This window comes from Ruegeria sp. CDSC079 (assembly GCF_059610505.1).
In genome coordinates this window covers 435,400-447,701 of the sequence record NZ_JBXWNT010000001.1, presented here as the reverse complement: position 1 = coordinate 447,701, position 12,302 = coordinate 435,400, and the positions used below count along the sequence as shown (strand labels likewise).

General features: G+C 57.0%; 15 protein-coding genes. 9 read left to right on the top strand and 6 right to left on the bottom strand.

Features of this window, described 5'->3' with window-relative positions; translation table 11 throughout:
* Positions 1–3 precede the first annotated feature (3 nt).
* Positions 4–420, top strand: coding sequence for a GFA family protein (locus tag AC2FIC_RS02325; RefSeq protein ID WP_496690779.1), 417 nt, complete (start codon positions 4–6; stop codon positions 418–420).
* A gap of 43 nt (positions 421–463) precedes the next feature.
* Positions 464–1,378 (top strand): DMT family transporter, encoded by a 915-nt coding sequence (locus AC2FIC_RS02320; RefSeq protein ID WP_496690780.1) that lies wholly within the window; start codon positions 464–466, stop codon positions 1,376–1,378.
* Here AC2FIC_RS02320 and AC2FIC_RS02315 read toward each other — a convergent pair.
* Positions 1,323–2,018 (bottom strand): thiamine diphosphokinase, encoded by a 696-nt coding sequence (locus AC2FIC_RS02315; RefSeq protein WP_496690781.1) that lies wholly within the window; start codon positions 2,016–2,018, stop codon positions 1,323–1,325. The two genes, AC2FIC_RS02320 and AC2FIC_RS02315, sit on opposite strands and share 56 nt — an antisense overlap.
* 134 nt (positions 2,019–2,152) lie before the next feature.
* Between AC2FIC_RS02315 and AC2FIC_RS02310 the strand changes: the two genes are divergently transcribed.
* Positions 2,153–3,748 carry a hypothetical protein gene (locus tag AC2FIC_RS02310; RefSeq protein ID WP_496690782.1) on the top strand — a complete coding sequence of 532 codons (1,596 nt, stop codon included), beginning with the start codon at positions 2,153–2,155 and terminating at the stop codon, positions 3,746–3,748.
* Between the two features lie 113 nt (positions 3,749–3,861).
* On the opposite strand, the gene AC2FIC_RS02305 is transcribed toward AC2FIC_RS02310, so the two are convergent.
* The 5 genes from AC2FIC_RS02305 to nthA all read right to left on the bottom strand — a co-directional run bounded on the left by AC2FIC_RS02305 (position 3,862) and on the right by nthA (position 7,235).
* A complete protein-coding gene (locus AC2FIC_RS02305) occupies positions 3,862–4,104 on the bottom strand; it encodes a DUF2842 domain-containing protein (RefSeq protein ID WP_142634590.1) in 243 nt (80 codons plus the stop codon).
* Positions 4,104–5,399 carry an adenylosuccinate synthase gene (locus AC2FIC_RS02300; RefSeq protein ID WP_142634592.1) on the bottom strand — a complete coding sequence of 432 codons (1,296 nt, stop codon included), beginning with the start codon at positions 5,397–5,399 and terminating at the stop codon, positions 4,104–4,106. Before AC2FIC_RS02300 ends, AC2FIC_RS02305 begins: the two co-directional genes overlap by 1 nt.
* A gap of 216 nt (positions 5,400–5,615) precedes the next feature.
* On the bottom strand, positions 5,616–5,951 hold the full coding sequence (locus tag AC2FIC_RS02295; RefSeq protein ID WP_281972314.1) for a nitrile hydratase accessory protein: 336 nt from the start codon (positions 5,949–5,951) through the stop codon (positions 5,616–5,618).
* On the bottom strand, positions 5,944–6,624 hold the full coding sequence (gene nthB, locus AC2FIC_RS02290; RefSeq protein ID WP_496690783.1) for a nitrile hydratase subunit beta: 681 nt from the start codon (positions 6,622–6,624) through the stop codon (positions 5,944–5,946). The genes AC2FIC_RS02295 and nthB overlap by 8 nt, the downstream gene beginning before the upstream one ends.
* Positions 6,621–7,235 carry a nitrile hydratase subunit alpha gene (gene nthA / locus AC2FIC_RS02285; protein WP_496690784.1) on the bottom strand — a complete coding sequence of 205 codons (615 nt, stop codon included), beginning with the start codon at positions 7,233–7,235 and terminating at the stop codon, positions 6,621–6,623. Before nthA ends, nthB begins: the two co-directional genes overlap by 4 nt.
* Positions 7,236–7,386: 151 nt before the next feature.
* Here nthA and secG point away from each other — a divergent pair, with 151 nt between their 5' ends.
* The 6 genes from secG (at position 7,387) to AC2FIC_RS02255 (ending at position 12,163) form a co-directional block, all read left to right on the top strand.
* A complete protein-coding gene (secG, locus tag AC2FIC_RS02280) occupies positions 7,387–7,752 on the top strand; it encodes a preprotein translocase subunit SecG (protein WP_142634600.1) in 366 nt (121 codons plus the stop codon).
* Between the two features lie 161 nt (positions 7,753–7,913).
* Positions 7,914–9,557 carry a CTP synthase gene (gene pyrG / locus AC2FIC_RS02275; RefSeq protein WP_142634602.1) on the top strand — a complete coding sequence of 548 codons (1,644 nt, stop codon included), beginning with the start codon at positions 7,914–7,916 and terminating at the stop codon, positions 9,555–9,557.
* 102 nt (positions 9,558–9,659) lie between these two features.
* Positions 9,660–10,424: an isocitrate lyase/PEP mutase family protein gene (locus AC2FIC_RS02270; RefSeq protein WP_496690785.1), complete on the top strand. Its 765-nt coding sequence runs from the start codon at positions 9,660–9,662 to the stop codon at positions 10,422–10,424.
* Between the two features lie 103 nt (positions 10,425–10,527).
* Positions 10,528–10,977: a tellurite resistance TerB family protein gene (locus AC2FIC_RS02265; protein WP_142634606.1), complete on the top strand. Its 450-nt coding sequence runs from the start codon at positions 10,528–10,530 to the stop codon at positions 10,975–10,977.
* Between the two features lie 20 nt (positions 10,978–10,997).
* Positions 10,998–11,435: a tellurite resistance TerB family protein gene (locus tag AC2FIC_RS02260; RefSeq protein WP_142634608.1), complete on the top strand. Its 438-nt coding sequence runs from the start codon at positions 10,998–11,000 to the stop codon at positions 11,433–11,435.
* A 5-nt stretch (positions 11,436–11,440) separates the two neighbouring features.
* Positions 11,441–12,163 carry a phosphate/phosphite/phosphonate ABC transporter substrate-binding protein gene (locus AC2FIC_RS02255; RefSeq protein WP_496690786.1) on the top strand — a complete coding sequence of 241 codons (723 nt, stop codon included), beginning with the start codon at positions 11,441–11,443 and terminating at the stop codon, positions 12,161–12,163.
* The last annotated feature ends 139 nt before the right edge of the window (positions 12,164–12,302 follow it).

The following is a 12,302-nucleotide window of genomic DNA, read 5'->3' as shown; positions in this document are numbered from 1 at the left end:
GAAATGGAAGGCCATTGTCTTTGCGGTAAGGTTTCATTTCGGGTGGACTCGCCCGTTCTGTCCTGTGTGATCTGCCACTGCGACAGTTGCCGCAGACAATGCGCGGCCCCGATGACAGCTTATTTCGGGGTCCGCGACGGACAGTTGAAATGGACGGGCCAGGAACCAAAGACATTCGCATCCTCACCCGGCGTAGAACGCAGCTTTTGTCCTGACTGCGGCTCGCCGATCTCATTCCGGTCCGACGCGATGTCCGGCGTGATGCATCTGTATGTGGCCCTTCTGGACGACCCTAACCAACTGCAGCCCACGCTGCATGTCGCGCATGAAGAGCAGCTGGGCTGGCTGAAACTGGATGACGGGCTGCCGATCTGCATCGGCCCGGACTACACCAAAGTACAACCGCTGCCCGACCCCTAGCTTTCGCCTTTCCCCGGTTCAATCAAATCGCTAGCGTCGCTGCATGACACAGGATCGTCCCGTTTTTGGCATCGTGCTGATGCTTGGCTTTTGTGCGCTCGCACCGTTGGGGGACGCGGTCGCCAAATTACTGGGTGAAACCGTGCCGCTTGGAATGCTGGTCTTTGTCCGGTTTGCCATTCAAGCCATGTTGTTGGTTCCGCTGGTCGCCTGGACTGGCAGGCCCTGGCGCATGCAGGGGCGTATATTTCGCCTGGCTGTCATAAGAACCCTGCTGCACATCGTCGGCATCGCCGCGATGTTCTCTGCCCTGCAATACCTGCCGCTGGCCGACGCTGTGGCCATCGCCTTTGTTATGCCGTTTATCATGTTGCTTCTTGGCAAACTGGTACTAAAGGAAGAAGTCGGCAAACGACGCCTGATTGCGTGCCTTGTGGGCTTTGGTGGTACATTGCTTGTCATTCAACCCAGCTTTGCCGAGGTCGGATATGCGGCTTTGCTTCCACTTGTCGTCGCGGTGGTGTTTGCCCTGTTCATGCTCGTGACCCGGCAAATTGCAAAAGCTACAGATCCCATTGCGCTTCAGGCCGTGTCGGGCGTCATAGCTTCTGTCATCCTACTGCCTGCCCTGTTGGTGGGAACACCCGCCGGAATCTGGGAGCTGTCCCTGATTGCTCCGAATTTGGGCGATATCTGGCTTTTGCTTGCAATCGGGCTTCTCGGCACGGTCGCACATCTGTTCATGACCTGGTCGCTGCGATATGCACCCTCTGCAACATTGGCCCCGATGCAGTATCTCGAAATCCCGGTCGCCACGGTGTTTGGCTGGCTGATCTTTCGCGATCTGCCCGACGGTGTCGCCGCTTTGGGCATCTGCATCACCATCGCTGCCGGCCTCTATGTCATTCTGCGTGAGCGGGCCAGCGCCCGGACGGCACCGACAGAAGCGCCTGCATGACCTGATCCAGCATCGCCCTGGGAAACATTACCAAAAGGCCCGGCCCATCCATACGCAATTCAACCGAGCCCAATGCGCGGTTGGACGTTCCGACAGCGCCGTTCGGCTCCATCACCAACCCGTCGATTGGCCATTCAAGGCCGCGGCTTTGCCCTGATACACGCTGCAATGGAAACAATGAGACGACATCTCGAGGCGCCATAGAAACCGAGATTTTGGGGGGTGCGTGAAAGATAATCTCACTTTCGCCAATCAGAATACAGGGCTGATCTTGCCTGCGAACCAAGACGTTGAGTGCTGCTAACTGGTGATCCAGACGCCCCCCGAGAAAACCAACCCCAATCACCAGCGGCGCCTCGATACTGCGCAGGGCCTTGTCGAAATCCGTGCTATTTTGTTCGCCAATTGGAAACAGTCGATCCAGCGGAATCTGATCTTTGTGATCCGGATCGAGCGAATCAAAATCACCGATAACAGCGTCTGGAATGCGCCCAATTTCCAACAAACTTGCCGCCCCACCATCCGCGGCGACGGCCAACTTTGTGCGAATCAACGCCAAATCCAAATCTTCAGGGCCAATTTGACCGCTTCCAACCAGCGTGATTGACTCTTTCGAACGTACAATTCGCGTCTTTTTCATGAGATTGATCATTTTTTCCGGGTTTTGACACATTGAGACCACAAAATGATAGGTTCATGGACAAAGTTCTGAGCCAATAGCTCTGCCCACGACCGGGCTGATGGCTCGTGTAGTTTGTAGAGGACGTACGTCTGATGGTACAGAATAACAAGGTTTTGACAGTTTCCTACGGAACCTTCTCGTGCACTTTGGAAGGATTTGACGATTCTTTTGAAACGATGAAGTCGATTGCCGAATACTTCCGCGACCTTGCAGCGGATGACAGGTATTTTGGGTCCGAACCCCCGCAACCAGACGCCGAAATGCTGACCCGCATTGCTCAGCGAGATGCGACGCGTAAAGTCGAAGCCAGCCAGAGCGAAAACGGATTGCTTCTGCGGGCGCAAGACCGTGCCGCTTCACCGTCCCTTTCTACCGCGCCCATGACCCCGCCCAGTACCCCGAGTGCTCCGGCCTATACCGCTGCCTCCTCACAGTCCGCGCCCATCGCAGAGGCCGAGCCGGTTGAGGGTCGACCCGAACCCGCCGCCGATAGTATCGCCGCAAAGCTGCAACGGATCCGGGCGGTAGTCTCTCATAGCGAAGAAAACTCGGTGATCTACGCCGAGGATGAAGATTCGCCCCTGATGAAATCCGAAACCGGCCCAACTGATGCCGTATCGGCTGCCTTTCAGGCCGGAACTCTGACCCCCACAGATCTGGTCGAATCCCCCGCGGCCGATGCAGAGGTTGAAGCGGCTCAGGAAATTGAGCCCGAACCTCAGATTGACATACCCCCACCCGCCGCGGAAGAGGCAGAGATCGAAGGCCCGGCCCAAGAGACCCCCGCCGTGCCAGAAATTGATGTCGCACCCATCGTCGACGATGTGACCACTGTCGAGGCAGAAGAGGTTTTGTTTTCGGATCTGAGTGCCGAGACGGACGAAGCCGAGAGCGACGAAATCGACAATATCCTGACAGAAGACATTTCGGCGGACGCAGACGAACCTGAAGAGGTTGCCGGCTATTTGACCGAAGAAGACGAGGAAACTCTGCTTGACGAAATTGCCAGCGTCGAAGCCGTGTTGTCCGCCCGTGCATCCGAGCCTCTGCCTGAGGAACCGAACCTGGACGAGGACGTTTCTCGCCTGATGGAAAAGGCGGTCGAACAGATGGATGATCCCGCGACTGCCACTCAGCGCGAGACATATTCCCGTCTGCGCAATGCAGTGGCCGCAACCAATGCTGATCGTGCAGATGCGCTGAACCGTAATCAGGCTCAGCAGATCAGCCCGCGCCGCCCCGAAAGCAATGTTACAACTGCCCGTCCCAAGGTAGAGCCTGCCGCTCCCCTCAAGCTGGTTGCTGAACAGCGCATCGACAATAAAGACGAGGATGAAATGGGGCCGATTTCTCCGCGCCGTGTAAAATCCAAACCGCTGGGTCTTCCGATCGAGGAAAGCGGCTTTGCGCACTATGCGCAGGAACAGGGCGCACAATCTCTGCCGGACCTGCTGGAAGCTGCGGCATCTTATCTGTCGTTCATCGAAGGACAGGAACAGTTCTCGCGCCCGCAACTGATGAACAAGATCCGTTCTCTCAAGCAGGACGATTTTAATCGCGAGGAAAGCTTGCGCTCATTCGGGCAACTGCTGCGCGATGGCAAGATTGAGAAAGCTGGCGGAGGTCGGTTTGCGGCTTCGGACGAGATAGGGTTCCGCCCTGACGGAGATGAACGCGCCGCAGGCTAAATTCAAACCGAAAAGAAAGAAGGGCCGGAGACCAACTCCGGCCCTTTTTCATTGGGCGATCTTTTGTGGGCAGGCGTATGAACCCGCCGCAGGATGAGCCCGGAATAGGCCGCTCAGTCAGAGGATCCGTTTGGATCTTCTTTTCCGACACCTTTGAAGATGAATTTGAAAGGCAGAGCCCACAAAATGCCGAGCGCTACGTATACCAGAAGTTCCAACCAAATTGGTGGCCGGTCCAACCAGTTTATCACCGTCACCACCGCAACGATATAAGCCGGCAGGCCAATCAGCAGCAGCACCATCGACCAACGACGACGCGCTTTATAGCTCAGGCCATTTTTCTGTTCGCCCGCCATCAGTCAGCAAACGGGTCTGTCACCAAAATGGTGTCATCCCGCTCTGGGCTAGTGGACAGCAATGCAACCGGACATTCGATCAACTCTTCGACCCGACGCACATATTTGATGGCATTTGCAGGCAAGTCCGCCCAACTGCGCGCGCCTTCCGTGGATTCGCTCCAACCAGGCACTTCTTCGTAGATCGGAGTACATCGTGCCTGCTGATCGGCTGCAGTGGGAAGATAATCCAGACGCTTACCGTCAAGGTCATAGGCAACACAGATTTTCAGCGTCTCGAATCCGTCCAGCACGTCCAGCTTGGTCAGCGAAATACCGTTTACGCCGCTAGTGGCACAGGTTTGGCGCACCAGACAGGCATCAAACCAGCCGCAACGCCGCTTGCGCCCGGTGGTGGTACCGAACTCGTGCCCACGCTCACCCAGACGCTGGCCATCCGCATCATCCAATTCGGTTGGAAACGGCCCCTCACCCACACGGGTCGTGTAAGCCTTTACGATGCCAAGGACAAAATCAATCGAGCCGGGCCCGATGCCGACACCGGTCGCCGCCTGACCGGCGATCACGTTGGACGAGGTCACAAACGGATAGGTTCCAAAGTCGATGTCCAGAAGGGCACCCTGCGCGCCTTCAAACAGAATACGCTTACCAGCCTTGCGCTTTTCGTTCAGTACTTTCCAAACGGGTGCTGCGAAAGGCAGAATCTCGGACGCAATTTCCCTCAGCTGAGCAATCAGTGCATCGCGGTCCACGGGTTCGATCCCCAATCCCTTGCGCAGCGGGTCATGGTGCTGCAGCGCGCGATCTACACGTGCCTCAAGGGTCGCTTCGTCTGCCAGGTCAGCAACCCGCACAGAACGCCGCCCAACCTTATCTTCATATGCGGGGCCAATTCCACGACCGGTGGTGCCGATCTTGGTTCCTTTGCTTGCCGCCTCTTCGCGTGCGCGGTCCAGTTCACCGTGGATGGGCAGGATCAGCGGGGTGTTCTCTGCGATCATCAGCGTTTCGGGCGATATCTCGACTCCCTGCGCCTGGATCGTTGCGATCTCTTTCAGCAGGTGCCAGGGGTCCAGAACAACGCCATTGCCGATGACACTCAGCTTGCCGCCACGTACCACACCGGATGGCAGAGCGTGCAACTTATAGACGGCACCGTCGATTACCAACGTATGACCGGCATTATGCCCGCCTTGAAAACGCGCGATCACATCGGCCCGTTCACTGAGCCAATCGACGATCTTGCCTTTTCCTTCGTCACCCCACTGGGCGCCGACAACAACCACATTGGCCATATCTGGTCCTTTTGCGCTGAGATATCAAACCCGGCTCGTATAGCGATGTGTCAGCGACAGGGAAACCGATAATTCGCCGCAGATCATAACCACGCTGTGCGTGGTGCCTCCGGCGGAGGTATTTTTGGCCAGATGAAGAGAGGATCCCTTGCTTCATCTGGCTCAAAATACCTCGGGGGAGTCGCGGCTTGCCGCGGCGGGGGCAGCGCCCCCTTTCTAGCCATTCGACAAATGAACGGGTTCACCATGTGGAGTCGTCAGATAGGCTTTCTCCCAATCCAACGAGACTGCAGAGACATCACTTGGGTTCGCGTCACCCATTTCGGCTAAATAGGCCTCGAGTGTTTCCAGCCAGGCATGGAAATAGTCGTTGCCACCATTCAGCTCTTTGCTCAGACCATGGCGTTTTAGCATCTTCGAAAATCGATCGGCCCATTCCGACCATTCGAATCGTCCCGCTTCATTCAGCGCGACCGTGACCGCAAAGACCTGTGCATGCCAGGGCTCTGCGAATGCCAGCTCGGGTAATGGCTGTGCGTTACACTCACTCATCGGGCACCAGATAGCTTTGCCACAGATCTAATATGACCTCGTCATTTCGGTTCTCGGGATCGGCCCAAAGCTCCGAGGCTGGGAATGCAACCGCATATAGTGGTTCAGGTGCCTCTCCCAGACCATGAGCATTGGAATCTGGCAAAACATGCGCCCCATGCAGGCGTAATATCCGACCGCAAGCGCCAGAAGCGTAAGATGGCAACCTGGTATGACCACCGTTTTTCAGGCGGTTGGCAGCCGGTCGTACTGTACGCACCTTTTGGCCGGGATCAAACTGCACCGCGATATTCGAGGGTCGATCAGCCGGACCGCCTTTGGACAGTGCTCCCTCTACCGCCCCGGCTGTCAGCGCGCGGGAAGCCAAAGGATGTGAAGCATCCGTTCCTTGGCCCAGAAGGTCTTCCAAAGTCAGGACCCCCTGCTCTACCAACAGATCTGCAAGTGCTGACACCCATTTTTCGTAGTAAGAGAATCGTGCATAGTCTTTGGGCGACAGTCGTTCGCGTGCATGGCGCGAGATGTCGATATTCCATTGTCCCAGAAACCCGGCAGCCAATGTCAGTGCCAATGCGCGCCCGTGCCATTCTTCTGGGAAAATCGCTGCATCTTGGGATTCGGGGATCACCGGACCGTCGCCGAACCGTCCTCCCATATCGTGAACGCGGGTCATGACGGCACCTTTGGCAGGCCGGTTCCGATCATACTGTCACGGGTCACAAGCGCGGTCAGGTCGTCTTCGGTCATCCCATCGGTGCCATCGGGGCGCATGGGTAGAACAAGATAGCGTATCTCGGCCGTTGAATCCCAAACCCGCACGGCTGTCTCATCCGCCAGAGAAACTCCGAACTCTGACAAAATTTTACGCGGCTCACGCACGGCCCGCGCACGATAGGCATCCGATTTATACCACCCCGGTGGAATCCCCAACAAAGGCCATGGGTAGCAACTGCAAAGCGTGCAAACGACCATGTTGTGGAGATCAGGGGTATTTTCGACAACAACTATGTGCTCGCCTTGCCGACCGTAAAAGCCAAGCTTTGCCACCTCGGGCGTTGCATCCTTAAGCAGTGCTGCCTTAAAGGCCGGATCAGTCCAGGCTTTGGCAACAACCCGGGCACCGTTCTGCGGGCCAATCTTGTTTTGGTAAGTGTCGATGATCTCATCCAAAGCGGCCGGGTCGATCAAACCCTTGCGGGTCAGAATCGTTTCCAGCGCCTTGACGCGAAGGGCGGGTTCAGGCGGCAATAAGGCGTGCGGATGGTCGGGATCGTCATGTGGCATGGGTCGCAGCCTGCTTTACCATCCCCTTGCCTGTCCAGTCTCTTTGCTGTGATCCCGAAGATCACTTGGCGTGATGGTAACTCGTGACTTGCCCCCGGAACCAAACTTGCATAAGTACCTCGCGATACACGCCACGCTGTACAGGACCACCATGGAAAACGTCGTTCTCATTATCCATCTTCTTCTGGCTTTGGGCCTGATCGCCGTCGTCCTGATGCAGCGGTCCGAAGGCGGCGGCCTTGGCATGGGTGGCGGCGGAGGCGGTGCCATGGCTGGCCGGTCGGCTGCAACAGCATTGGGCAAGGTGACCTGGATTTTAGCCGCGTGCTTTATCGTCACTTCGATCACGCTGACCATTCTGGCGGCACAAAAATCCTCGGGCAGCTCTGTGCTTGACCGGATTGGGACACAGGCACCGGCCGCGACCGAAGAAAGCACACCGGCAATTCCGTCGGCGGATGACCTGTTGCCTCCGGCACAGGGTGACAACGCGCCTTTGATCCCGCAGGCCAACTGACACACAAAACCTAGAAACCGAAAAGAGAACTGCAACAGCATCTTGCGGTTCTCTTGCGCTATTGGCGCGAATCCTTTATACGTGAAGTCCCGTGATGCAGCGGTTTTTCTTGAACCGCCGGGCAGCTGATATTGACGTCTCACGGGGAGCAGCCGAAAAACATGGCGCGTTTTATTTTCATCACTGGTGGTGTGGTTTCATCCTTGGGCAAAGGATTAGCTTCGGCGGCTTTGGGCGCGCTGTTGCAGGCCCGCGGATATTCGGTGCGTCTGCGCAAGCTGGACCCCTATCTGAATGTCGATCCGGGCACCATGTCGCCTTTTGAACATGGCGAAGTGTTCGTTACAGATGACGGGGCAGAAACCGATCTGGACCTTGGCCATTACGAACGTTTTACCGGCGTAGCCGCGCGCAAAACCGACTCGGTCAGTTCCGGGCGGATTTATTCCAACGTGTTGGAAAAAGAACGCCGCGGCGATTACCTGGGCAAAACCATTCAGGTGATCCCGCACGTCACCAATGAGATCAAGGATTTCATCGCCATAGGCGAGGATGAGGTTGATTTCATGCTGTGCGAGATCGGCGGCACCGTGGGCGATATCGAAGGCCTGCCCTTCTTTGAGGCCATCCGCCAATTCAGCCAGGACAAACCACGCGGCCAATGCCTGTTCATGCACTTGACCCTGCTGCCCTACATCAAAGCCTCGGGCGAATTGAAAACCAAACCAACCCAGCACTCGGTGAAAGAGCTGCGTTCGATCGGTCTCGCCCCCGACATTCTGGTCTGCCGGTCCGAAGGCCCGATCCCGACCAAGGAACGTGAAAAGCTGGCTTTGTTCTGTAACGTCCGCCCCGATAGCGTGATTGCTGCGCAGGACCTCAGCACCATCTACGATGCTCCGCTCGCCTATCACCGCGAGGGACTGGATCAGGCGGTTCTGGATGCCTTCCAGATCAGCCCTGCCCCCAAGCCCGATCTGACCAAATGGGAAGACGTCAGTGATCGCATCCACAATGCCGAGGGCGAAGTGAAGGTCGCCATCGTCGGTAAGTACACCCAGTTGGAAGACGCCTATAAGTCGATAGCCGAGGCGCTGACCCATGGCGGGATGGCCAACCGTGTCCGCGTCAAGGTCGAATGGGTCGATGCCGAGGTATTCGATACCGAAGAGGCCGCCCCGCATCTGGAAGGCTTCCACGCGATCCTCGTGCCCGGCGGATTCGGTGAGCGCGGTACCGAAGGCAAAATCAAGGCTGCGCAATACGCCCGCGAACATAAAGTGCCCTACCTGGGCATCTGCCTGGGCATGCAGATGGCCGTAATTGAGGCCGCGCGAAATGCCGCTGGCATCAAAGAGGCCGGGTCCGAGGAATTCGACCATGAATCCGGTAAAAAGCGGTTCGAACCGGTGGTCTATCACCTGAAAGAATGGGTGCAGGGCAATCACAAGGTCGAACGCAAAGTCGGTGATGACAAGGGCGGCACCATGCGCCTGGGCGCCTATGACGCGGTTCTGGCCGAAGGGTCAAAAGTGGCCGAAGTCTATGGCGGTACCGCCATCGAGGAGCGCCACCGCCACCGCTATGAAGTGGACATCAAATACCGCGACAAGCTGGAAAAAGCCGGTCTCAATTTCTCAGGCATGTCCCCCGACGGGCGGTTGCCAGAAATCGTCGAGTGGTCGGATCATCCTTGGTTCATTGGGGTCCAGTACCACCCCGAGCTGAAATCCAAGCCGTTCGACCCGCATCCTTTGTTCCGCGACTTTGTGCGCGCAGCCAAGGACACCTCGCGTCTGGTCTGACACCAGGCACGAAAGCAGATTGTATCGGTCAGCGCGAAAAGACTGTACGCGCTGACCCTTTGCACGGTTAACTGTCCGCAACTCAGAGATAGGAGACCGGCCATGACCGATCAGATCACCAATGCACTGACATTCGCGGCCCTGCACAAAAAGGGCGAACCGGTTATCCTGTACAATATCTGGGATGCTGGCAGTGCCGGTGCCGTGCGCGACGCTGGCGCCCAAGCCATTGCCACTGGAAGCGCTCCTGTTGCGATGGCACAAGGGTTCAGCGACGGCCAAAACATCCCGATGCAGGCCGCGCTGGACAATGCTCGCCGGATTGTCGAATCCGTTGATCTTCCGGTTACTCTGGATTTCGAAGGTGCGTATGCGGCTGATGCTCAGGGTATCTCTGCCAATGTCAGGCTGGCCCTTGAATCCGGCGTTGTCGGCTTCAACTTCGAAGACCAGATCATCGGATCAAATGAGTTGTACGATATTGAAACTCAGGCCGCCCGTGTCAGCGCGATGCGCGAAGGTTGCGATGCGGCGGGTGTTCCTGCGTTTATCAACGCGCGGACCGACATTTTCCTGAAGGCGCAGCCCGAAACCCATGATGATGCGATGCTGGAAGAGGCAATGGTCCGAGCACAAGCCTATTCAGATGCAGGGGCCAGCGGATACTTCGCCCCCGGCCTACGGGATCAGGCCATGATTGCCCGGTTGGTAGAGTCAATCGACCTGCCGCTAAATATCATAGCATTACCCGGCACACCGGACACCGCCACTTTGGCTGGGCTGGGAGTCGCGCGTATAAGCTATGGCCCTGTACCCTATCGGAAAATGCTGGCCTGGCTGCAAGACGAAGCGCGAAAGGTACTCTGACCCAGCGCGCTATCCGGCTCTAGCAGGCGGTCTTTTGATCATTCTGAGCCTTGCGCGATAGTCCGTGCTTGGCGGGTTATCAAATATGGAATAATCTCTGACCATGTTGAAAAAACTCTTTCAGGCTTTCCGCCCGCCACAACACGACAATCTGCCCGACCCAGACGCTGAACTTGCACTCGGGGCGCTTATGGTGCGCGTTGCACAAGCGGACAGGGATTATAAGCTGGAAGAGATCAGCCTGATCGACCGTATCCTCGCCCGACTTTATCAACATAACGCGATCGAAGCCGCAAAGGTCCGCGCCACCTGCGAGAAGCTGCACGCAGCCGCACCGGAAACGGACACGTTCGGTAAGCTGATCCGGGAAACCACGGACCTGCACGAGCGCTTGGCCGCTTTGGATGCCCTCTGGGAGGTGGTTCTTGCCGACGGGAATACAGATGAGGGCGAGATGAAAATCGTCGAAGAAGCCCGCATCGCCATGGGTCTGAGCTTTAACGACAGCAAGACCGCCAGAAAGCGTGTGCAAAGACGCTTGGAAGAGGCGTAAGGCCTCTCTATACCTGTCTCATGTTTAGTGATTTTCTGTCTCGACTGACCCAGCCTCAGCCCGCCCCTTTCACCGATGACGATGCTCGACTGGCCTTGACGGCCCTGCTGGTGCGCGTTGCCCGATCTGACAACGACTATGCCGACAGTGAAATGGCGCGAATCGACCGGATTTCGGTTGAACGCTATGACCTATCCCCGTTCGAAGCCGCCGGCCTGCGCGCCCGCGCCGAAGATCTCGAGGCCGAAGCACCGGACACCGTACGGTTCACTCGCGCAATCAAAGAGGCCGTTGCCTATGACGACCGCCTGGCAGTCGTTCAGGCCTTGTGGTCGGTCGCTCTGGCGGATGGGCACCGCACGGGTGAAGAGGATTCCTTACTGCGACTGGTCGTCAGCCTGCTGGGCATCAGTGATGTCGACTCTGCAATGGCCCGTCAAAAGGCTGCCAAATCTTGATAGCCATGCTGGGCATGTACGACATGCCTGCGCTGCGCCCTGCGAATGATCGGTTTTGGGCATCGATTCGTGATTACCTTGGCTATGGCCCCGCAAACCTAAACCGAGACCGGGATGTCTGGGATGTCTGGTTGGACCCGGATCTGGTTTTTGCCCAGACCTGCGGCATGCCCTTTCGCGCCCGGCTGCATGGCAAGGTGCAGTTGGTTGGAACGCCGGATTACGCGTTGCCTGGCTGCCCACCTGGCCATTACCGGTCGGTTTTTGTAGCCCGCCGCCACGACCCCCGCGATCTTGATGAATTGGCCGATGGTGTTTTTGCCTATAATGAACCGCTGTCGCAATCCGGATGGGCCGCCCCAATGGTTCACCTTGAACGATACCACCGAACACCATCGTCGGTTCTGCAATCCGGTGGTCATGCGCTGTCTGCTCAAGCCATTTCCGAGGGCCGTGCCGATTATGCCGCGCTGGATGCGCTGACATGGGAGATACTGAAGGTCCATTCCGACCTTCCAGAAGCTCTGCGTGAGGTCGCCGAAACAACCCCAACCCCCGCGCTACCTTATATCACAGCGAAGGATCAGGACGCCGCTCAGATCGCACGCGCTGCTCGCAACGCGATTCTAACCATGTCACCGCAAGATCGGAACCTTCTGCACCTGCATGACCTGATCTCTATTCCTGCCAAAGATTATCTGCGCGTCCCAAATCCGTCGAAATTGTAAACTGCGATGGATAATTCATGATCAAATTGACCAGAACGCTTCGTCAAATTGACGGAATCACCCGCTTACTCTGTCATTTGCGCATTGCATTGATCTGATTTTTAAGCCCTAGTACCGCACCAACACCAATAACACCTGG

Excerpts from the sequence above, each read along its gene's own strand:
- AC2FIC_RS02325 (WP_496690779.1), top strand. The coding sequence starts at position 4 with ATGGAAGGCCATTGTCTTTGCGGTAAGGTTTCATTTCGGGTGGACTCG.
- AC2FIC_RS02320 (WP_496690780.1), top strand. The coding sequence starts at position 464 with ATGACACAGGATCGTCCCGTTTTTGGCATCGTGCTGATGCTTGGCTTT.
- AC2FIC_RS02315 (WP_496690781.1), bottom strand. The coding sequence starts at position 2,018 with ATGAAAAAGACGCGAATTGTACGTTCGAAAGAGTCAATCACGCTGGTT.
- AC2FIC_RS02310 (WP_496690782.1), top strand. The coding sequence starts at position 2,153 with ATGGTACAGAATAACAAGGTTTTGACAGTTTCCTACGGAACCTTCTCG.
- AC2FIC_RS02305 (WP_142634590.1), bottom strand. The coding sequence starts at position 4,104 with ATGGCGGGCGAACAGAAAAATGGCCTGAGCTATAAAGCGCGTCGTCGT.
- AC2FIC_RS02300 (WP_142634592.1), bottom strand. The coding sequence starts at position 5,399 with ATGGCCAATGTGGTTGTTGTCGGCGCCCAGTGGGGTGACGAAGGAAAA.
- AC2FIC_RS02295 (WP_281972314.1), bottom strand. The coding sequence starts at position 5,951 with ATGAGTGAGTGTAACGCACAGCCATTACCCGAGCTGGCATTCGCAGAG.
- nthB (WP_496690783.1), bottom strand. The coding sequence starts at position 6,624 with ATGACCCGCGTTCACGATATGGGAGGACGGTTCGGCGACGGTCCGGTG.
- nthA (WP_496690784.1), bottom strand. The coding sequence starts at position 7,235 with ATGCCACATGACGATCCCGACCATCCGCACGCCTTATTGCCGCCTGAA.
- secG (WP_142634600.1), top strand. The coding sequence starts at position 7,387 with ATGGAAAACGTCGTTCTCATTATCCATCTTCTTCTGGCTTTGGGCCTG.
- pyrG (WP_142634602.1), top strand. The coding sequence starts at position 7,914 with ATGGCGCGTTTTATTTTCATCACTGGTGGTGTGGTTTCATCCTTGGGC.
- AC2FIC_RS02270 (WP_496690785.1), top strand. The coding sequence starts at position 9,660 with ATGACCGATCAGATCACCAATGCACTGACATTCGCGGCCCTGCACAAA.
- AC2FIC_RS02265 (WP_142634606.1), top strand. The coding sequence starts at position 10,528 with ATGTTGAAAAAACTCTTTCAGGCTTTCCGCCCGCCACAACACGACAAT.
- AC2FIC_RS02260 (WP_142634608.1), top strand. The coding sequence starts at position 10,998 with ATGTTTAGTGATTTTCTGTCTCGACTGACCCAGCCTCAGCCCGCCCCT.
- AC2FIC_RS02255 (WP_496690786.1), top strand. The coding sequence starts at position 11,441 with ATGCTGGGCATGTACGACATGCCTGCGCTGCGCCCTGCGAATGATCGG.